Source organism: Defluviitalea raffinosedens (genome assembly GCF_016908775.1).
Lineage (GTDB): Bacteria > Bacillota > Clostridia > Lachnospirales > Defluviitaleaceae > Defluviitalea > Defluviitalea raffinosedens.
Map to the genome: position 1 here is coordinate 42268 of NZ_JAFBEP010000005.1, position 22177 is coordinate 64444.

Genomic DNA, 22177 nt, shown 5'->3' on the forward strand with positions numbered 1-22177 from the left:
ATAATTGATTTTGAGGCAAAATGGAAGAGTATTACTAAAATTTCATTTATTTTTATTTTGCGTTTATATTACGACTTCCAGGCTTTACAAGAGGCAGCTTTCCTTCTTTGCAAAGAGGGCATTCTTCAGCTTCATAGGATATAATATCCGCAGTTAATGCAGCGCGAAGTTTGGCACCAAAATCAACACTCCCGTTGCTTCTGTCCACTAATACAGCAACCCCTGCTACTTCTCCTCCTTGTTCTTTTACGATATCGATTACTTCAAACACGGATCCTCCTGTGGTAACAACATCTTCTGCCACCAACACTCTGGCTCCTTTAGGAATACTAAAGCCTCTTCTTAGAACCATTTTTCCATTTTCCCGTTCTGCAAACAGATTTTTAGCATTTAACTGCCTTGCCAGCTCATAAGCTATGATAATACCACCCATGGCAGGTCCCACAACAATATCAATAGCATCTTCTTTAAATTCTTCCGCCAAACCCTTAGCTATTTCCTCTGCATAGTTTGGGTACTGCAAAATCTTTGCGCACTGCATATATTGGTTGCTGTGCCTTCCTGAGGTCAAAAGAAAATGTCCTTCAAGAAGTACTCCTGTTTCTCTTAATATCTCCAATACTCTGTCTTTATTTAACATCTTCATTCCTCCTGTTTTAGATAACTGGTTTATATGACCCCTCTTATTTCATTAAGGGATTTTATTCCGTTGCTGATCATATATTCCTTGATCCCATCCAGTACATCCATGGTTGCCTTTGGGTTTCTGAAATTGGCCGTTCCTACAGCTATGGCCGTTGCACCAGCCAGAATAAATTCTATGGCATCCTCTCCTGTAGAAATGCCTCCCATACCAATAATAGGAACCGATACAGCTTTAGCTGCCTGGTACACCATTCTAAGCGCAACTGGTTTGATGGCCGGACCTGAAAAGCCCCCTACTACATTGGCAAGGATCGGCTTCCTTTTATGAATATCAATTGCCATTCCAAGAAGGGTATTGATCAGAGACAGTCCATCAGCTCCTCCCTCTATTGCAGCTTTTGCGATTTCTGTTATATCTGTTACATTGGGGCTTAACTTTACAATGACCGGGTGTTTGGAGTGGCGTTTTACTTCCTTTGTGACTTCTCTGGCCATGTGAGGATCCGTTCCAAAGGCTACACCCCCTTCTTTAACATTAGGACAGGAAATATTAAGCTCTATTAAATCGATATCTGCATGGGAGAGTTTTTCAGCCACATCACAATATTCCTCTATGGTCTTTCCTGCAATGTTTACAATGATTTTCGTATCGTACTCCCTAAGGAAGGGAATATCGTTTTTGATAAACTCTTCAACTCCGGGGTTTTGCAGGCCCACACTGTTTAACATACCGCCATAGGTTTCTGCAATTCTGGGCGCAGGGTTCCCTTTCCAGGGAGCACTTGAAACGCCTTTTACTGTAACAGCCCCCAACTTGTTTAAATCAATGAACTCCGAAAACTCCCTTCCGGAACCAAAAGTTCCGGAAGCAACGGTTACAGGATTCTTTAAAACTACTCCACCTATTTCAACCTTAAGATCCAAAGTTTTTTCATTCATCCCATATCACCTCAGTGTGCCAAAATACAGGGCCGTCTTTGCATACTTTTCTGTGCTGCCAATCTTTATCCTCTTTTTTCTTAGTTTTACATACACATCCTACACAAGCCCCGATCCCACAAGCCATTCTTTCTTCTAAAGAAACCTGCATGGGTATATCATTGGAAGCAGCCCATTCGGATACGGCCTTTAGCATAAGTTTGGGTCCGCAGGCATAAATGATGTCTCCATTGGCATTTTCCTTTTTCATGAGCTCCAGGACATTTCCTTTAAAATCTACGCTGCCATCTTCAGTGGCTATATGAACCCTGGCCCCAAGACTTTCGAAGTCTTCAACAAGTATTGGATAACTTCTGAAACCGAGATAAACATCGATTTCTCCTTTTAAGTGCTTTACCAGCTCAAGAAGCGGAGGGGTTCCGACCCCTCCCCCTACAACGATATGTTTTTTCTTGTTTTCATCGATCATAAATCCATTCCCTAAAGGTCCCAGAACTTCAACCGTATCTCCTTCTTCTAACTGGCTAAATTCCCCGGTGCCTTTTCCTACAACGGCATATATCAGATTAATTGTACCCTCTTCTTTATTGATTTCACATATACTGATCGGCCTTGGAAGAAGCCTTGCTTCTCCTTTGCAATATAAGTTGACAAATTGACCTGGCTTTGCAAGCTTTGCAATATCTTCTGCCTGCAAAGTCATACTGTACATCCCTGGAGCAATCATTCGGTTTTCCTGTATCATCGCATGTTTAATTTCTTTCATGACTTCCTCCCAAATCATATACGCCTATCCCGGCTAAATCTAAGTCCGCATCCAAAACCTTTAACATGGCCTTCACCGTATCCAAAGAAGTAAATATATTCACTGAAGATTCTATGGCTGCTCTTCTTATTCTAAATCCGTCTCTTTTGGAATCATTGCCCTTAGTCGGCGTATTAATAACGATGTCAATCATCCCGCTTCGGATGCTGTCCAATATATTTGGAACTCCTTCGCTGATTTTTTTAACTTCGGTTACAGATATACCTTCTTTTTCTAAGAGTTTTGCCGTTCCTTCCGTGGCGATAAAACGATAACCTTTTTCTTTAAACGCTTTTGCGATAGGTACAAATTCCTTCTGGTCGTAAGGTTTGATGGTGGCAAGTATTGTACCGTTTTTCTTTGGAACATTGATGCCCGCCGCAATAAATCCTTTATACAAAGCTTCATCTAAAGTTCTTCCAACGCCCAGGACTTCTCCTGTAGAACGCATCTCAGGTCCTAAACTTACTTCTACCATAGGAAGCTTTTCTGTGGAGAAAACAGGTACCTTCACTGCAATCAGTTCGGCTTCCTTATATAGATCCACTCCATAACCCAAATCTTTTAAACGCTCTCCCAGCATTACTCGTGTCGCCAGTTCTATTACCGGTACGCCAGTGACCTTGCTGATATAAGGAACCGTACGACTGGATCTGGGGTTCACTTCAATAATGTACAATTCATTTTCAAATTCTATAAACTGAATATTTACCATTCCTATAACATCAAGAGCAAGCGCCACACGTTTCGTATAATCCAGTATTTTTTCTTTCATTTCCTGAGAGATATTTTGGCTTGGATACATGGTAATACTGTCTCCCGAATGAACTCCGGCTCTTTCCAGATGTTCCATAATGCCAGGGATTAAGATGTCTTCTCCGTCACAAATAGCATCTACTTCTATTTCCCGGCCTGTTAAGTATCTGTCGATCAATACCGGGTTTTTAGAATCTCTTTCGAAGGCATTGCCCAAATATTGCTTGAGTTCATCTTCATAATAAGTAATTTCCATGCCCTGTCCCCCCAGGACATAAGAAGGGCGAACCAGTACAGGATATCCCAGTTCTTTAGCCTCTTTTAGTCCTTCTTCAAGGCTCCAGACAGCTTTTCCCTTAGGACGTCTGATGTCTAGTCTTTCTAAAAGTGCATCGAATTTTTCCCTGTCTTCTGCCGCATCGATTTGTTCAGGTTTGGTACCGTAGATTGGAATATTCATTTCTCTGAAGAACTTTGCAAGCTTAATAGCTGTTTGACCTCCAAACTGAAGGATCACTCCATCCGGATTTTCTTTTTCTACAATGTTTAGAACATCTTCTTCTGTCAGGGGTTCAAAGTATAGTTTGTCAGATATGTTAAAGTCCGTACTGACCGTTTCTGGATTATTGTTGACTATAACGGTTTCAATTCCTGCCTTTTTAAGGGCTAATACACTGTGGACAGAACAATAATCAAATTCTATTCCCTGGCCGATTCTAATGGGGCCTGAGCCAATTACCATAACCTTTTTGTTGTCGGATACTTCCACTTCATCGTATTCATCATAGGTGGAATAGTAGTAAGGAGATTCCGCCTCAAATTCTCCTCCACAGGTATCTACCATTTTATAGACAGGCTTTATATTCCATTTCATTCTTAAACCATAGACATCCTGAGGACTGATTTTTAAGAAGTCTGCAATACCCTTATCTGAAAATCCTTTTTTCTTTAACATATAGAGGTATTCTTTGGATAAATCTTCTACGTTCATTTGCTTTAGGGACTCTTCCTGTTCTACAATCCACCTGATTTTTTCCACAAAGAAAGGATCTATGCCTGTGATTTTACACACTTTTTCCACACGATAGCTTCTTCGAAGCATTTCAGCCAAGTCAAAGATTCTCTCATCATCGGGGACTTGCACTTTTTTCTTTAGTTCTTCCAGAGTTCTTTGGGAAGAAGATTTTCTTTCTAAAGAATATTGACCAATCTCAAGGGATCGGATCCCTTTAAGCAGGGCTGCTTCAAAGTTATTGCCTATGGCCATTACTTCTCCAGTTGCCATCATCTTGGTTCCAAGGGAACGCTTTGCTCCGTGGAATTTATCAAAAGGCCATTTTGGTATTTTAACCACCACATAGTCTAGTGTAGGCTCAAAACAAGCATAGGTTTTACCTGTTACCGCATTTTTGATTTCATCCAGTCCATAGCCTAAGGCAATTTTTGCTGCTACCTTGGCAATCGGATAACCTGTTGCCTTAGAAGCCAGGGCTGATGAACGGCTTACTCTTGGGTTGATTTCTATAACCACATATTCAAAGCTATTGGGATTAAGGGCAAGCTGTACATTACAGCCTCCCTGAATGCCTATGGCGTTAATGATGTCTATAGATGCCGAGCGAAGCATTTGGTATTCTTTATCAGAAAGGGTCTGACTTGGGGCAACAACTATGCTGTCCCCTGTATGGACTCCAACTGGATCGATGTTTTCCATATTACATACCGTAATGCAGTTGCCGTACCTGTCTCGCATCACTTCATATTCTATTTCCTTCCATCCCTTGATGCACTTTTCTAAGAGCACTTGACCTACTCTGCTTAAATGAAGCCCCTGGGAGAGGATTTCTCTTAATTCTTCTTCATTCTCTGCAATTCCGCCTCCTGTTCCTCCCAGAGTGTATGCTGGCCGAACCACCACAGGATATCCGATCTTCCCAGCAAATCTTATGCCATCTTCAAGGTTGGTTACGATTTCACTTTCAACAATGGGCTGCCCTATTCGCTCCATAAGCTTCTTAAATCCTTCCCGGTCTTCTCCTTCTTTGATGGCTTCTATGGGAGTACCGATTACCCGTACATTGTATTTTTCCAGTATGCCTTTATCATAAAGTTCTACCGCCAAATTAAGTCCTGTTTGCCCGCCCATTCCTGCTAAGAGAGAATCTGGTTTTTCTTTTTTAATAATTTGCTCGATCACTTCTATGGTTAAAGGCTCGATATAAATTTTGTCCGCTACTTCTTGATCCGTCATGATGGTGGCAGGATTACTGTTGATTAATACCACCTCAACGCCTTCTTCTTTTAATGCCTGGCAGGCTTGAGTACCTGAATAGTCAAACTCTGCTGCCTGCCCTATGATGATTGGCCCTGAACCGATTACCAGTACTTTTTTTATGCTGTGATCTCTTGGCATGCAAATCCTCCTTCCATTAATTCCATAAATCTGTCGAAGATGTATGCTGTATCTTTAGGTCCCGGACAGGCTTCCGGATGGAACTGAACACTGAAAATCGGAAGTTTTTTATGCATCATTCCTTCTACGGTTCCATCATTGAGATTAATGTGGGTTTTAATCATGTCCTCCGGCAGGTCTGTTACCACATATCCATGATTTTGCGAGGTAATATACACTTTTCTTTCAAGTAAATCTTTTACAGGATGGTTGCATCCTCTGTGTCCAAATTTTAGTTTTTCAGTATTGCCTCCCATACTTAGGGCCAGAAGCTGATGGCCAAGACAAATTCCAAAAATAGGTTTTTTGCCTATGAGGGTTTTGATTGTACTGATCACTCCCGGTAAATCTTTAGGATCGCCGGGGCCGTTAGACAGGAAGATCCCATCTGGATTAATCTTTAATATTTCTTCTGCCGGTGTATCCGCAGGAAAAACAGTAAGTTTACAGTCTCTTTTCTTAAAGGAACGAATGATGTTTTCTTTAATGCCAAAGTCCATCACCGCTATGTGCTTTCCGTTTCCTTCAATTTGGTACATTTCTTTGGTTGTCACTTCTGCTACGGCATTTTTGTTATGAAAGGCTTTAAGTTTCTGCTGAATTTGGCTTTGAGTAAGTTCCCGTACTGTTATAATGCCTTTCATGGTGCCATGATTTCTGAGAATTTTAGTCAGAGCTCTTGTGTCAATACCTTCCAAGCCTATGATTCTGTTTTGCTTTAAGTAACCGTCCAGCTCCATCTCACATCGCCAATTGTTAGGATAGTCTGCCTTTTCTCTTACAATAAATCCTCTTACTTTTGCACTTGCCGATTCCATATCATCCAGATTGATGCCATAGTTTCCTATGAGCGGATAGGTCATTGTAACAATCTGCCCGTAGTAGGAAGGGTCCGTTAAGATTTCCTGGTACCCTGTCATTCCCGTATTAAACACAACTTCTCCAACGCTCTCTTTGATATGTCCAAAGGCGTTTCCTTCAAAAACCATTCCATTTTCCAGTATCAGTTGTGCTTTCATCATAACACCCTTTCTAAATCTTTTCTCATATCGATCACAGCTTCTCTTGCCGCCTGCGCAAACTCCTTATCACTGAATTTATTTTTGTATTTCTCTAACTGATAGGCAGCAATAATGCCCCTTGAAGAATTGACAATAGCTCCTAAACCATTTTGATCAAAACATCCGGCCAAATCTTTAGCGGTTGCTCCCTGGGCACCGTATCCTGGTACTAAAAAGAAGGTATGAGGCATTAATTGCCTGAGTCTAGTTCCTTGCTCGGGATAAGTCGCTCCAACCACAGCGCCGATATGGCTGTATCCTCTCTTCCCCATAACTGCTTCTCCCCATTTTGACACAAGCCTGCCTACTCTTTCGTAGAGCTTTTCTTCTCCTACATCTAAATCCTGGATTTCTCCGCTATTGGGATTGGAAGTTTTAACGAGGATAAATAACCCTTTATCGTATGCTTTGCAGTGGTTCATGTAAGGTTCTATGGAGTCATATCCAAGATAAGGATTTAGAGTAATGCTGTCTTCATGATAAACTTCATGAACTTCATCTTCTACTTTAACCCTTCCGATATGCCCATCAGCATAGGCTTCTGCCGTGGAAGCAATATCGCTTCTTTTAACATCTCCGATCACAACAAGCCCTTTTTCTTTTGCGTATAAAATGGTATCGATATAAGCCTTGATTCCTTCAGGGCCGTATTGCTCGTACATGGCAACCTGAGGTTTTACTGCAGGGACCAGGTCGTATACTGCGTCAATGATGGCTTTATTGAACTCATAAAAGGCCCGGGCTGCAGCCTTTGGTGTTTTTCCATACAATTCATAAGCTTCTTCTTTAATAAAACCTGGGACAAATCCAAGTCTTGGGTCTAATCCTACTACTGTCGGATTTTTTGTTTTTTCGATCTTCTCTATTAATCGATCAATCATTGTCATTCCCCCTGTTCACATAAATTCACTTCTTATATCAGCTCTCCATTATTAAAAACCATTTTTCCACCTACAATGGTGTATTTAACTTTTCCTTTAACCCTATATCCGTGGAAAGGACTGTTCTTGCTTTTAGAAGCAAAACTGTTAACGTCAATTTCATATGTTTCATCCGGATCAATGATGGTGATGTCAGCAGTTTTTCCAACTTGCAGGGAACCTTTATCAATCCCCAGAAGCTTTGCCGGATTGGTACTCATTTTTTCTATAAGTTCTAAGGGTGTTAAAATGTTTTCTTCTACCAGGTGGGTAATGCTTAAAGGCAGAGCTGTTTCCAGGCCTACAATACCAAAAGCCGCCCTGTCATACTCGCAATTTTTCTCATCAATATGGTGAGGTGCATGGTCAGTGGCAATGATATCTATGGTGTGATCTTTTAAACCTTCTTTTAAGCTTTTAACATCTTTGGCACTGCGAAGAGGCGGATTCATTTTGGTATTGGCATCATAACCTTCTACAGCTTCATCCGTCAGAGAAAAGTGATGCGGACAAACTTCTGCACTGACATACTCTCCTCTTAATTTTGCTTCCCGTACCAGCTGAACGCTGCCTGCGGTGCTGATATGGCAGATATGAAGCTTTACTCCTGTGTTTCTTGCGAGAATGATGTCCCTTGCAACGATTACTTCCTCTGCATCGGCTCCAATACCCTTCATTCCAAGTCTTTCTGACATTTCCCCTGCATTCATCACACCGCCACCCACAAGGGTAATATCTTCACAGTGGGAAAGTACTGGAAGATTGAACATGCTGGCATACTTCATTGCTTTCTTAAGAAGCCCTGCATTCATAACAGTTTTGCCGTCTTCACTGATGGCGCAAATCCCAGCCTCAGCCATCTTCCCGATATTGGCAAGCTCTTCTCCTTTTTGGCCTTTAGTGATGCTTCCTATGGGAAGGACGTTTACGATGGCTTCTCTTTCGGCTTTCATCTTGATATATTCTACAAGAATCTCATTATCAACAACCGGATTGGTATTAGGCATGCAGCATATGGTGGTAAACCCACCCTTTGCTGCAGCCCTGCTTCCTGTTTTTATGGTTTCTTTATATTCGTATCCCGGTTCTCTTAGGTGAACATGTACATCGATAAGTCCTGGAGCCACCCAATATCCTTTAGCGTCTATGATTTGATCTGCCGAAGCACTTATATTTTCTTCAACTGCTGCAATAATCCCGTTCTCAACCAATATATCTTTGATCCCATCGGTTTTGGATGAAGGATCGAGTATGCGTCCATTTTGAATCAATATCTTCATTATTTTTTCTCCCCTCTGCTAATAAGTGTAATAATGCCATTCTGACTGCAACACCGTTTTTTACCTGCTCATTGATGACAGATTGCGAGCCGTCTATAATTTCCGTACTTAGCTCAATACCGCGGTTAACTGGTCCCGGATGCATCAACAGGGCATCCAGTTTTGCATATTTCATCATTTCTTCGTTAATTCCGAACAAATCTCTGTATTCCCTAAGGTCAGGGAAAAGACCGCCTTTTTGTCTTTCCATCTGGATTCTAAGACCCATGACGATATCCGCATCTTTTAGAGCTTCTTTGATATCCATTGTGACCTTAGCGCCTAAATACTCCATGTTTTTGGAGATCAAAGTCGAAGGCCCTCCCACAACCACATTGGCGCCTAATTTTGTAAGCCCAAACACATTGCTTCTTGCAACCCTGCTGTGTATAATGTCTCCTATGATCGCCACTTTCAAATCTTTAAAACTTTTCTTCTTTTCATATATGGTGTACAAATCAAGGAGTGCCTGGGTCGGATGTTCGTTCACTCCATCTCCTGCATTGATGACAGAGGCTTTGACATTTCTTGCTAATACATTAGCCGCTCCCGACATGCTGTGCCTTATGACCATAATATCAATGCCCATTTGGTCTAAAGTAATACCAGTGTCTACCAGGCTCTCTCCTTTATTGACGCTGCTGGTGGCAACCCCCAAATCAGAGACATCTGCTCCTAAATATTCTCCTGCCAGTGCAAAAGACATTTTCGTCCTCGTACTGTTTTCATAAAATAGTGTCACTATGCTGAAATTCTTAAGACTTTTTTCTCTTGCCTTTTTGTTCTCAATCTTTTCCTTCATCTCTCTGGCGGTTTCTAAAATGCCTAAAATTTCTTCGGCGGTCAAATCTCTTATTCCCAGAATATCCTTACGTTTTAGCATGGCAGCTCCTCCTTTTTTTTAACACAGACAAAAAGGCAATAAAGAGATTAACCCAAATCTCTTTATTGCCTTTTTCTGCCTTTTTAAAAAAGAAAATATAAAGCCAGGTAGAAATGAAAACTCTACCATTTTTTCTACCATGGCTTTTTCTTTATAATATTCAGTTGTTGCTTCAAATTTTCCATAACAAAAAAACGCACTGATGTCTCGCATCTAAATCTCTTCCTTTCCGGCCTCACGGGACCAAATTAAAGGTCGAAATGCGCTATCCATTTCAACATCATTATTTTTTCGATAATGTTATCATAGGTTCTTAGCTTTGTCAAGAAAAAATGGCCAGCTTTAATATTCAGATTCTTTTTTAGGAATAAGCTCTAATTTTTCCATAACTTCTTCAAATTTATTCATATTGATAGGCTTTGAAGCATAAGCTTCACATCCATATTCAAACGCTGTCTGTACCAATTCAGCTTCAGCTAAAGCCGTAGTCATTATAATTTTCGCTCTTTTTTCCGGCAGGATAAAGTTTTGAGCTTCCATGTCTCTGATGACCTTTAAAACCTTTACTCCATCGATTTTTGGCATCATAATATCCAGGCAAATCAAATCATAAGGTCTTTTCTCCCTCATAGCAAGCATATAAGCATCAATTGCCTCTAACCCATCCACTACAATATCACATTCTCCATATTGTGAGAGAAATTTTTTTAAAAGTTTTCTGCTCGCCAAATCATCTTCTGCAATCAATATTTTTAACATGTTCTCCCTCCTAAAAATTCGCGGACTTTTTATAAGTTTCAAGGCCGAAGCTTAATTCCATAGAATTCTCTACAGCAGCTTTAAAATCTCCCCTTCTTGCTGCCAACTCTATTTTAAATGCCTGATTTTTAAGTTCATCCACATCATGCTGGTTAAAAAATTCTTTAAGATTATGAGCAATTGCTTCTGCCTGGTCTAAGTCATTATCTTCCAGGCTTATAAAAAGCATTTTCATCATTTCTTCAGCTTCATGGATGATCGCGGTTAAAACTTCCGGAGATTTTAATTCTGAGGGGTGAATAAAGATCAATTCTCCATCTTCATTAAGCTTAGGAATATCATTAAAAGTAACTTCTTTAGAATTACGTTCCTGATGTTTTGTCTCCAACACATACTCAATGGTACTAAATAGCTCCTCCATCTTAACAGGCTTTGCAATATATGCATCCATTCCTAAATTAATGAAACGTTCTTTATCCCCCTGCAAGGCAAAAGCAGTAAGCGCAATAATTGGAGTATGCATATGGGCACCGTCTCTTTCCCGGATAAGATTTGATGCTTCAAGGCCATCCATTACAGGCATCTGTATATCCATGAGGATCACATCGTATTTTTTGCTTTTATGGGCATCTACAGCTTCTAATCCATTGTTCACAGCATCTACAAAGTGACCTTTTTTCTCCAGCATGCGAGAAATGACAATCTGGTTGATATAATCATCTTCCGCTAACAGAATATTTAAAGTCCTGTCTGTTTTATGGATAACTGCCTGCTCCACTGTTTTTTCTTCCTTCGTATTCCCTATCTTAAAAGGAATCGTAAAGTAAAAAATACTGCCCTTACCTTCTTCACTTTCAACCCATATTTTCCCCCCCATCAGTTCAACCAGTTGTCTGCTGATTGCAAGCCCTAAACCTGTTCCTTTATATTTTCTGGTATAAGACCCATCAATCTGGCTAAAACTCTTAAAAAGTTTAGCCATAGCACTTTTAGGAATCCCTATTCCCGTATCAGAAACAGAAAATTTAAGCTCTATACTTTCACTTGAAAAAGCTGTAGTGGTTATATCAATGGATACTTTGCCTTTTTCAGTAAATTTTACCGCATTACTGATTAAATTGTTCAGTACTTGCTGAAGTCTGTCGGGATCTCCAATTAAATATGAAGGTACATTGGAAGAAAAGGAATAAGTCAGTTCTAGCCCTTTCTCATCCGCGTTGATTATATGGCTTTTTACTGTTTTTTCGATCAGGTTCTGAATATTAAAATTAACCTTATGAATTTTAAGTTTCCCAGCCTCCATTTTGGAAAAATCCAGAATATCATTAATGATATTAAGAAGAGATTTCGCACATATCTTTGCAGTATTGAGGTTTTCTCTCTGTTCCTCGTTAAGATCTGTAAGCAATGTCAAGTCAATCATTCCTACGATACCATTCACTGGCGTTCGTATTTCATGACTCATATTGGCAAGGAATTCGCTCTTGGCTCTGTTAGCTGCTTCTGCCTCATCTTTCGCCTTTCTTAAATCTTCAGAATGCCTTTTGTCTTTTGTAATGTCTTCTATGGCAATCATTACATGGTCCTCCATAGAAAGAAATATTGGCAGAAAGCTGATACGATACCAGGACTTAACCTCTTGTCCATTCTCAAAATTTACTTGAGAAATAACGATATCATTACACGAGGCACCTGATTCGAAGACTTTATTGATACTTTCGCTGATTAGGCAAGATGTGCAACTTCCGTCCAAACCACATTTTTGATGATAGATTCCAAGGCAACATACTCCATTTCCCAATTTTTGCCCTATAAGATTTATGTTTTCCAGACCCACCATACTTAAAAAAGCTCTGTTCACCTGCTTAATCTCTTTGGTTTTATCAACAAGAATGACCCCCATAGGAATGAATTCAAACAGAGTCTTCAAATTATCTTTTTCGAGTCTTAGCTCTACTTCCATCTGTTTGATCCGATGAATCTCCCTAAAGACGATAATAACCCCCTGGATTTTTCCGCAGGAGGATTGGATAGGCGAACAACTGGCTGAAATAAATTTTTTACTTCCATCTTTGGTAATCAGAGCGGAATTGTTTTGAAGTCCAACGGTACTTTTTGTTTCCAGGACTCGTTCAACAGGATTTTTTAATATTTCATTGGTATACATGTTAACGATTTTAAATACATCTCTTATATTGATTTTATAGGCTTCTTCTGCATTCCAACCAGTAATTTGGGTAGTAACCTGATTGATGTAAAGTATATCCCCTTCCGTATTGGTAATGATTAAACCGTCTCCAATGCTTGCCAAAGCTGCTGTCAGAAATTCATGATCTTCTCTTACCATCGGATTCATATTCATATTTTAATCCTCTCTACTCCTTTTATTTAACATATGGAGAGAATCAAATGATTCTCTCCATATCAGCCGGATACTTTATTCAATGATCCATTAATATTTCCCAAATTCAGAATCATTCAGAATGATCTTTCCAGTAGTGGCAGCAGTCCCTTCTCCATATAAATCTTTTTCAACAGATGATTTTTTCAACCGTTCTTCTCTGTTTGTCCCATTATAAAAGTCTGTAGCGACATTCTTATTAGAACGCTTTAAGGTGCCAGAATGCTTTAATTTAAATTTTGTAACCTGCTTTCTTAACATATCAGCCTGACTTGCCAATTCTTCACTGGCAGCGGCACTCTCCTCAGAGGTAGCCGAATTCGTCTGAACCACTTGTGAGATCTGCATAATTCCCTGGTTGATTTGAGCGATGCCATTGGCCTGTTCACTGGAGGCAGTAGCAATATCTCCTATAAGATTGGCTACCTTTGAAATACGCTGAACAATATTGTTTAATGCCTCAGCCGTTTCATTGGCAATCTTTGTCCCTGTTTCAACCTTCTTAATAGAACCTTCTATCATGGCTGTTGTCTCTTTTGCTGCATTGGCTGATCGGGCTGCCAAGTTTCTCACTTCCTCCGCAACAACTGCAAAACCTTTTCCGTGCTGTCCTGCTCTTGCCGCCTCTACTGCAGCATTAAGGGCCAGTATATTGGTTTGGAATGCTATATCATCGATCACTTTAATAATTTTGGATATATTATTGGATGCACTATTGATTTCTTCCATAGCTTTCAGCATTTCATTCATTTGATCTTTTCCTTGTGCGGCATTTGTTTGTGCTGTATCTGCCAAATCATTGGCTTGTTTTGCATTCTCCGCATTTTGCCTTACTTGCGAAGAAATTTCTTCAAGGGATGCAGTCAATTCCTCAATGGAACTGGCCTGCTCTGTCGCCCCCTGAGACAACATTATACTGGAATCCGACAATTGCTTTGAACCGGTGGCAACCTGATCCGCTGCAAAAGTTATATTGGTCATAATCTCATTAAGATTATCCGACATTTTTCTGAAAGATACTGCCAGGTTTCCGATTTCATCTCTGCTATATATATCCAATTCTACGTTTAAATCCCCATCAGCAATTCTTTCAGCAGTGTCAGCCAATTGTCTTATTGGAGTACTGATAATATGGGATACACTTAATCCAAGAATAACAGATATGATAACGCCTCCAAGGACAATGAAAATCATCAAAAGAGTTGCCGAATTTGCAAGACGAGTATTCTCATCAGCTTTTGTCTGAGCGTCTTCAATTTTTATTTGAACCAGATTGTCTAAGTTTGACTGTATTGCATCGGCAACTGCAGTCATACCTTGTTTCATATATAATAAGGCTTCTTCGTCTTTATTACTTTTACACAAAGCCACAAGTGTTTCTAACTGAGACTCAAATTCAGACATATTACTTAAATAATTATTAAATTCATTTCTGGTTCTATCCGCCAAAATGGTCTTTTCAAAGCTGGCAGCCAGTGTATGGAGTTCTGAAAGATACGTTTCAACCGTCTTATAAGTTGAATTGATTTCATCCAGATCATCTTCTAAAACCATATTCCTAATATTAACACGAATTTTCTGAAAAACAATTGACATTTGCCCAACTTCAGACAGAGGTACAGTCATATTTTCATATAATGTATTATCATTACGGTCCATTTGCTTTATATTTATTATACCAATAAATCCTACTATTCCGGCAATAAATGCAACAATCACAAAAGTTGTAATGAGTTTTGCAGATATTTTCATATTATGAAACCATTTCATATAGATCCCCCCTAGATTTCTGATAAATTCTTCGTTTCTTCTTCATTGAGTAATTTATCGCAATCTAATAATAGTTTTACTTCGTTTCTAACCTTACCAATGCCTTTTAAATATTTGTTCCCTCCTTTACTCATATCAGGGGGGGCTGCAATTTCATCTTTATTAATAGTAAGAACCTCCGATACACTGTCTACGATTAATCCGATGGATACATCTCTTATGTCTATAACGATGACACAGGTTCTGTCATTGTATTCTTTAAAATGTTTCTTAAACCGTAATCTTACGTCCATTACAGGAATGATTTTCCCTCGTAAGTTAATAATCCCCCTAATATACTCAGGTAGTTCAGGTACTTCCGTTATGAGTTGTATGCCTATGATTTCTGTCACATACCTGATCTCAAGCCCATAATTTTCATTTTCAAGGACAAAAATGGGATATTTACCTTTCTGAGTGTCTTCTTCCTGTCCCTGTAATTCTTGTGCTGCCACTTGGTCCATATAGCCACCCTGGTAACTTAAACAGAACTATTGATATGAATAAGCTCAGCTACATCCAAAATCAAACTGATGCTTCCATCTCCCAGCAAAGTACAGCCCGCCAATCCCTCTATTTTTTTCATATTTTTTATATAGGCAGGTAAGGCTTTAACAACAACTTGCTGTTGTCCCAGCATCTGATCTGCAAAAAGGCAAAGGGCCTTGTTTCCCTGTTCTACCATGATGAGAATTCCCTCTGTAAAATCTTTAATCTCTGTATCCACTCCAAAATACTCATGCAAACGGAGAATAGAATAACATTCTCCCCTCACCATAATCATTTCATTGCCGTCTGGATCTTTAATAATATCTGTTTCCTTAGGTCTAAAAGATTCTTTTATGGATACAGTAGGAATTGTATACCGAGCGTTTCCGACTTTTATCGTCATTCCATCAACGATTGCCAAGGTCAGTGGAATTTTTAACGTAATCGTCGTGCCTTTTCCCTCAACACTTTCTACCGCTACAGATCCTCCGATATTTTCCAGATTCTTTAATACCACATCCATTCCAACGCCTCTTCCGGAAAATTCGGATATACTGTCTTTGGTTGAAAATCCCGGAAGCAAAATCAGCTCATAAATTTCTTTGTCACTCATTTCACTTTCTGGTTTTGTAAGCAGATTATTTTCTCTTGCTCTTTGCAATATCTTTGCTTTATTAAGTCCTCTTCCATCATCTTTTACAATGACCAGGACGTCTCCTCCTGCATTTTTAGCTTCTAAAATAAGGGTTCCAACTCTGGGCTTCCCTATAGCTTCCCTTTCCTCTCCACTCTCTATTCCATGGTCAATGGCATTTCGAATTAAATGCATGATCGGGTCTGAAATATGTTCGATGATGTTTTTGTCTACTTCTGTTTCTTCTCCTACAAGTTTAAGCTGTACTTCCTTATTAAGTTTCTTGGTCATATCCCTGACAATCCTGTGCATTTTATGGAAAGTAGTAGAAAGAGGAACCATTCGAATGGACATCACCATATCCTGAATTTCACTGGTAATCTTATGGAGCTGTCTTGCAGCTTTTTGAAAATTGTTAAGTTCCAGTCCTGCTAAATCTGGATTTTGCACCACCATTGCTTCTGCAATTACCATTTCTCCTACCAAATCCATGAGTTTATCCAGCTTTTCTACATTCACACTGATCATCGTCTGACTAACAGATACAGAGGATGTCTCCTGAGTTTGAATCTTCGGAACCTTTATAGGGCTTTCTTCCACATTTCTTTTAGGAGGTTTAACGAATTGGTTAAATTCTTCGTCATTTTCCAGCTGAATCAACTCTAAATCCTTAAGAAACATGGTCTGCATGAGTAACTTATGGATTTCTTCATAGGATTGATCTGTCCTTACATAAACCTGGAAGCCCTGCTTTTTAATCACTTCCGCAGTATGGTCATTTTCCATGATATCTTCTGGAATATAATAAACTTCAGATGTCAATTCTTTTAGATGGTGTACGATGGTGTATGCCCTGATGTTCTCCATTTCACAGCCATCTTCAAAAAATACAGTTGCCTTAAAGCAATTCCCATTTAAAACTTTACTGGACTTATCCGGTGGGATATAATACTGCTGCTTTTCAGTCGTTTCGGGTTTTTTAGGCTGAATCTCCGAAGGATTTTGTTGTTTGATCAAAGAGAGGAATTCTTTGATCGTATTAATCAGTTGAGAACAGTCTCCATCCACTTCCTGTCCGTCTTTTATTTTTTGAAGCTCAATTTTTATAAAATCTATACCCTCCAGCACCAGGTCTGAAACAACAGAATAATCTATGTCTTTGGGCTTTTCTTCACGAATATAATAGAACAAATCTTCCATAGAATGGGCAAGAGTGGATATATTGTTGAAAAGCATCATTGCTGAAGATCCTTTAATGGTGTGCATTATACGAAAAATTTCATTAACAGATTCTTGACTATAAGAATTGGTTTGCTCGCATAAAAGAATAATTGTCTCCAACTGTTCGATATTTTGAGTAGTTTCAAAAATATACATCTCAAGCATTGGCTCATTGGCATACAGTTCAGACATAGGTATCACCCCCTGGCATTATATACATAATCATTCTTTTTATCACCAAAAACATCCAGCAATAACTGGGTTATTTGTCTCATTTCATTCCTCAGAGAAAATCTGAACCCTTTTATCCTCCACTTAAAACAAAGTCCTATAAATGTTGAATAGATTATATCTGCCAGTATTTCCGCATCTATATCATTTTTTATAATATTCGATTCCTGGGCTATTTTAATAAGTTCCTGTATATTCTCTAAACGACTTAAAGAAATGTCTCTAGCTTTAGTTTCCAGTTCGGGGATGCCGCGGAAAAGTTCGTAAGCTTGCATAAGAGCAGTTATTTGAGGATAATTTTCATAATATGAAGCATAGGAATCTATATAGAATATAATGGCTTCTCTGGGCGAGCTTTTCTTTGATTTTTCTATAGAAGTGAAGAATAGATCTTTATCATATACTGAAAACTGTTCTAAGACAGCCAGAAATATATCATTTTTCTTGGGAAAATATTTGAAAACAGTACTTTCGGAAAGTTCTAATCTCCTCGCAATTTCCTTAGTAGAAACTGAATGAATGCCAAATTCATGAATAAGTTCAATGGCATTTAATATAATGCTTTCTCTTCTGTGAGTTAAATTCGAACCCATTTTTTACCACCCCAGTGAGTTCTGACTTACTATATTGGTAAAATTATACGATAAATATTCTGTCTTGTCAATATTTATTGAATTTTATCTACAAATATCGATTTAAGACTGAATTTATCCTAAGTGTGAAGCAACTGTAATCCCCAGAATGATACCAATCATCGTTCCAATGGTAGATAATCGTCCTCCCCACATTTCCTTTGATTCGGGAAGGATCTCCCCGCAAGTTACATAAAGTATAATCCCTCCTGCAAATCCCAATGAAAGCGTAACAAAAAGTATGGATATTCCACTGATTAAATAACCTATAATACTTCCCAATTCCATAGGCAGAGCAAAAATAAAGGCATAATAAGCGATAACTTTCTTTTTTATACCTGCTTCTTTTAAAGGAATAGCGATGGCAATTCCTTCCGGTATACAGTGAAGGGCAACTATCAAGGCAAGTCTAATACCGGCATCAATCGAACTTTGAGCCAATGCACCTATGGCAATACCTTCTGGTATATTGTGAATCGAGATGCCCAAAGCCATCAATAATCCTGTTTTAAGATATTGGGAACCTTTGAAATGCTTAATTTTCTTCATATAGGCATCAAGTATATTGTCCAATTTTACTGTTAAGAGAACGCCTAAAGAAACTCCAATAATTCCAATATATAATCCTCCACGCGAAAAAGCTTCCGGAAAAAGATCAAAGCAAACAGTAGCAATCATCAGTCCGGCTGTAAATCCCATAATGGTTCCCTGAAATCGCTTTCCCTTTTTAGAAGTGAGAAAGGATAATAGGATTCCTGTTAAAATACCCATAAATCCAGTCATGTACCCTAATCCGAAACTGGAGGCTGCCGAAAACATAAAATCACCCCATAAGATACAGTTCTCTTAATTATCTTATGGGGTGATTTATTCAAATAGAATAAAGTTATTGGTGTTCTATAAGTCCCTTCATTGAATAAATAGGGACAGTAAACATAATACCTTTCCCAAGATTTTTTATGTCTATATTTAATGCATGTTCTATTTTATCCATCACTTTCAGTACCGTATCCTCGTCCTTAATGACAGAAAATACAGTCTTTCCATGTGTACTGCTATAATCCAGATTTCTCATTGAACTTGCAATCATAGGAATATAAATATCATCCATGCTGTATAAATTTGCAGAGCCTACCGAATCCATAACAGTAGCCCCTGTAATATTGAAGCTTTTTAGACACTTTAATACCGTTTTTAAATTTTTGGCATTACTTAATACTATAAAAAGGACATATCCTTTTGGTTCCATTCAATCGCCCCTTTATCCATTGACGAAAAATTTTAATAATATTCGCTTTTTAATTCTTTATCCAAAATCTTTTTCTTTTCCCTGCTTTCAATATGTCTCTGAAGTTCTCCTCCCCGCATATGGGTCACCGGCAATACGAACATAATACCTTTATTCGGCTTTTGCATATCTCCTCCAAGAATTCTTTCCACATACTCCATAACGAGCTCCACTTGCTCTTCTCTTTCAATAACCGAAAAAATCGTTTTATTACTTTGTGTACCTCCCTCTAAAGATTTCATAAATCCACCAATCAACGGGATATCATATCTGGATTTTTCTTCAATGGCTCTGGACCCCATACTGTCAATCACGGTTGCACCTCTAATGCCTAGCTGTCGTATTTTATACAGTATATCAGGAAGATATTCCACTTCATTTAATACAATAAATAATGCATACATAGTGTATCTTCTCCTTTATTATAAGTATTTTATTAAACCTAAACAGTTTCCTGGGCCTTCTCATTACTGAAGGCATACTTTAGAAGAGGAGGCGTCACTAAAGTAGAAATGACAACTAAAAGAACGATGCTTGTAAAGGTAGCATCTGTGATCACTTTAGCGGCAACACCTTGACTGGCAATAATCAACGCTACTTCTGCTCTTGCAATCATACCAACACCTATTTGTAATGCCTGTCTTAATTTAAATTTGGATAATAAAGCTCCCAATCCACATCCTATGATTTTTCCAAATACGGCAATAAGCACAACCACAATTGCATATTTCCAATACTTTAAAATTTCTGATGTAATCGCTACTTTTAACCCAATGCTCACAAAAAAAATCGGTGTGAATAAAGAATATGCCAGTACCTGAATCCTATTAGTGATCTTGCGTTGATAAGGAGTTGTAGAAAAAATAACTCCAACTACATATGCACCTGTAATCGCAGCAATCTTAAAGACTTCAGCCATAAATGCAAACAGAAAACACAAAATAATGGCAAAAACAATAATTCTCTCACTCCAGGCCGAATCCATAGCAAAAGAAGTAATTAATTTGGATATAATGACTCCAATGATAAAAGATAATATAAAGAAAGATACAATTCTAATGATTAACCCAATGATATTGCCATTTCCCGATGGATTAGCCATCCCTGTAATAACCGCCAGTAAGACAATGCCCAGTACATCGTCTATAATCGCTGCTCCCAGTATAGAAACTCCCTCTTTGCTGTTCAGCTTTTTCATATCTCTTAATACTGATACCGAAATACTAACAGAAGTAGCTGTTAAAATGGTTCCTATGTAAAGAGCAAAAAGTAATTGCTGATGTCCATCACCTCCAGGCAGATATTCTTTAAAGAAAACATATGGAATGATCGTTCCAAAAAATAAAGGAAAAATAACACCTCCGACAGCAATAAGAGAAGCACCCTTACCAGAAGACTTTAATTCATTAATATCCGTTTCCAACCCTGCTAAAAACATCAGGAATATAACTCCGATTTCAGACATCGTATGAATCATTTCATTTTGTCCATTAAGCCATCCTAATACAGTCGGTCCTAAAATAATTCCTAAAAGAATTTGTCCTAATACCTTAGGCATTTTGATGAGACTTGAAAGCCATCCTCCTATGGAAGCAGCACTTAAAAGAAGTACCAAATCCAAAAGGAACTTCTTTTCTTCCAATCCTTGTAAAAGAGATTCTATACCACCCATGATCATTCCTCCTAAAATATTAATTTCATTATCGCCTGTACATTATAGGTTTTACACCTTAGAAATTATATTATTAAATATGGATAATAAAATTATATTATAAAAATTAATCCTATTCAAACTCGGTATACAGTATCCAGAATTAAAGAATATAAAAATGCCCAGGCGTCTTGCCCAGGCGTCGTTTATTGAACTTCATTTTTAAGCTTTTCTGTTTGGTCAACTGTAATAAGATTCTCAATAACCTCATCTAAGTCCCCGTCCAGAATATCATCTAATCTGTGAAGGGTCAAACCTATTCTATGATCTGTTACTCTTCCTTGAGGGAAATTATAAGTACGGATTCTTTCATTTCTGTTTCCTGTTCCCACTTGGCTTTTTCTTGCTGCTGCCAATTCCTTCTGTTGTTTTTCCAGCTCTATTTCATATAATTTTGCCCTAAGAACTTTTAGAGCTTTTTCTTTATTTTTTAGCTGGGATTTTTCATCCTGACAACTTACAACGATTCCCGTAGGCATATGAGTGATTCGTACAGCGGAATCTGTCGTGTTAACACTTTGTCCACCATTTCCTGAAGAACGGAAAACATCCACCCGAATATCGTTCATATCCAATTCAACGTCAACTTCTTCAGCTTCCGGAAGCACCGCAACGGTAACCGTAGATGTGTGAATTCTTCCTCCAGACTCTGTAACTGGAATACGTTGAACACGATGTACTCCACTTTCATATTTGAGCCTTGAATAAGCACCGCTTCCCTGAATCATAAATACAATTTCTTTAAAGCCTCCAATGCCGATTTCATTGCTGTCCATAATTTCTACTTTCCAGCGTTTTCTTTCGGCATATCTTGAGTACATTCTAAAAAGATCTCCTGCAAATAGAGCTGCTTCGTCTCCTCCTGCTCCTCCACGAATTTCAACGATAACATTCTTCTCATCGTTAGGGTCTTTAGGAAGAAGAAGGATCTTTAACTCTTCTTCAATCTTAACAATTTTGTCCTTATTTTCTGCCAGTTCTTCTTTCACCAGCTGACGAAAGTCTTCTTCCAAATTATCTTCTAAAAGCATATTGGCTTCTTCAATCGCTTCTTTCGTTGCTTTGTATTCTTTATATTTTTCAACCAAAGGACGCAAATCGCTGTATTCCTTCATCATTTTTTGCCATTCACTTTGGTTGCTGATCACTTCAGGGTCACTTATTTTTTCTGAAAGAATCTCATATTTTTTTAGTATTTCTTCTAATCTGTCAAACATGCTTT

19 protein-coding genes are annotated in these 22177 nt (G+C 38.6%); all 19 read right to left on the reverse strand.

The genetic code is table 11. From position 1 onward, the window contains the following. Positions 1-52: 52 nt before the first annotated feature. A complete protein-coding gene (gene pyrE / locus JOD07_RS05590) occupies positions 53-640 on the reverse strand; it encodes an orotate phosphoribosyltransferase (RefSeq protein ID WP_204612725.1) in 588 nt (195 codons plus the stop codon). 29 nt (positions 641-669) lie between these two features. Further along, the gene (locus JOD07_RS05595) at positions 670-1569 is read right to left on the reverse strand and encodes a dihydroorotate dehydrogenase (protein ID WP_334299650.1); all 900 of its coding nucleotides are present in this window, start codon (positions 1567-1569) and stop codon (positions 670-672) included. Positions 1570-1576: 7 nt separating this feature from the next. Further along, the gene (locus tag JOD07_RS05600) at positions 1577-2350 is read right to left on the reverse strand and encodes a dihydroorotate dehydrogenase electron transfer subunit (RefSeq protein WP_158739569.1); all 774 of its coding nucleotides are present in this window, start codon (positions 2348-2350) and stop codon (positions 1577-1579) included. Beyond that, positions 2337-5558 carry a carbamoyl-phosphate synthase large subunit gene (gene carB, locus JOD07_RS05605; RefSeq protein ID WP_158739568.1) on the reverse strand — a complete coding sequence of 1074 codons (3222 nt, stop codon included), beginning with the start codon at positions 5556-5558 and terminating at the stop codon, positions 2337-2339. Before carB ends, JOD07_RS05600 begins: the two co-directional genes overlap by 14 nt. Next, on the reverse strand, positions 5537-6616 hold the full coding sequence (locus JOD07_RS05610) for a carbamoyl phosphate synthase small subunit (protein ID WP_158739567.1): 1080 nt from the start codon (positions 6614-6616) through the stop codon (positions 5537-5539). The genes carB and JOD07_RS05610 overlap by 22 nt, the downstream gene beginning before the upstream one ends. Further along, positions 6616-7539 carry an orotidine-5'-phosphate decarboxylase gene (gene pyrF, locus JOD07_RS05615; RefSeq protein WP_158739566.1) on the reverse strand — a complete coding sequence of 308 codons (924 nt, stop codon included), beginning with the start codon at positions 7537-7539 and terminating at the stop codon, positions 6616-6618. Before pyrF ends, JOD07_RS05610 begins: the two co-directional genes overlap by 1 nt. A 32-nt stretch (positions 7540-7571) precedes the next feature. Next, complete coding sequence (locus JOD07_RS05620) at positions 7572-8858, reverse strand: dihydroorotase (RefSeq protein WP_158739565.1); 1287 nt, start codon at positions 8856-8858, stop codon at positions 7572-7574. Next, complete coding sequence (locus JOD07_RS05625; RefSeq protein ID WP_204612735.1) at positions 8782-9780, reverse strand: aspartate carbamoyltransferase catalytic subunit; 999 nt, start codon at positions 9778-9780, stop codon at positions 8782-8784. The genes JOD07_RS05620 and JOD07_RS05625 overlap by 77 nt, the downstream gene beginning before the upstream one ends. A 342-nt stretch (positions 9781-10122) precedes the next feature. After that, positions 10123-10539 (reverse strand): response regulator, encoded by a 417-nt coding sequence (locus JOD07_RS05630; RefSeq protein WP_158739563.1) that lies wholly within the window; start codon positions 10537-10539, stop codon positions 10123-10125. Positions 10540-10549: 10 nt separating this feature from the next. Beyond that, entirely contained in the window at positions 10550-12901 is a 2352-nt protein-coding gene (locus JOD07_RS05635) for an ATP-binding protein (protein WP_158739562.1), read from the reverse strand. Between the two features lie 90 nt (positions 12902-12991). Beyond that, positions 12992-14710 carry a methyl-accepting chemotaxis protein gene (locus tag JOD07_RS05640; protein ID WP_204612737.1) on the reverse strand — a complete coding sequence of 573 codons (1719 nt, stop codon included), beginning with the start codon at positions 14708-14710 and terminating at the stop codon, positions 12992-12994. An 11-nt stretch (positions 14711-14721) separates the two neighbouring features. Further along, a complete protein-coding gene (locus tag JOD07_RS05645; protein WP_204612739.1) occupies positions 14722-15213 on the reverse strand; it encodes a chemotaxis protein CheW in 492 nt (163 codons plus the stop codon). Positions 15214-15230: 17 nt separating this feature from the next. Further along, complete coding sequence (locus JOD07_RS05650; protein ID WP_158739559.1) at positions 15231-17285, reverse strand: chemotaxis protein CheA; 2055 nt, start codon at positions 17283-17285, stop codon at positions 15231-15233. Positions 17286-17290: 5 nt separating this feature from the next. Continuing rightward, positions 17291-17917 (reverse strand): TetR/AcrR family transcriptional regulator, encoded by a 627-nt coding sequence (locus tag JOD07_RS05655; protein WP_158739558.1) that lies wholly within the window; start codon positions 17915-17917, stop codon positions 17291-17293. A gap of 114 nt (positions 17918-18031) precedes the next feature. Next, complete coding sequence (locus tag JOD07_RS05660; protein WP_204612741.1) at positions 18032-18775, reverse strand: ZIP family metal transporter; 744 nt, start codon at positions 18773-18775, stop codon at positions 18032-18034. Between the two features lie 67 nt (positions 18776-18842). Then, a complete protein-coding gene (locus JOD07_RS05665; RefSeq protein WP_158739556.1) occupies positions 18843-19205 on the reverse strand; it encodes a hypothetical protein in 363 nt (120 codons plus the stop codon). A 32-nt stretch (positions 19206-19237) separates the two neighbouring features. After that, on the reverse strand, positions 19238-19648 hold the full coding sequence (locus tag JOD07_RS05670) for a hypothetical protein (protein WP_158739555.1): 411 nt from the start codon (positions 19646-19648) through the stop codon (positions 19238-19240). A 38-nt stretch (positions 19649-19686) separates the two neighbouring features. Beyond that, a complete protein-coding gene (locus tag JOD07_RS05675) occupies positions 19687-20916 on the reverse strand; it encodes a cation:proton antiporter (RefSeq protein WP_204612743.1) in 1230 nt (409 codons plus the stop codon). A 185-nt stretch (positions 20917-21101) separates the two neighbouring features. Beyond that, the gene (gene prfA, locus JOD07_RS05680) at positions 21102-22172 is read right to left on the reverse strand and encodes a peptide chain release factor 1 (protein ID WP_158739553.1); all 1071 of its coding nucleotides are present in this window, start codon (positions 22170-22172) and stop codon (positions 21102-21104) included. Positions 22173-22177: the final 5 nt, after the last annotated feature.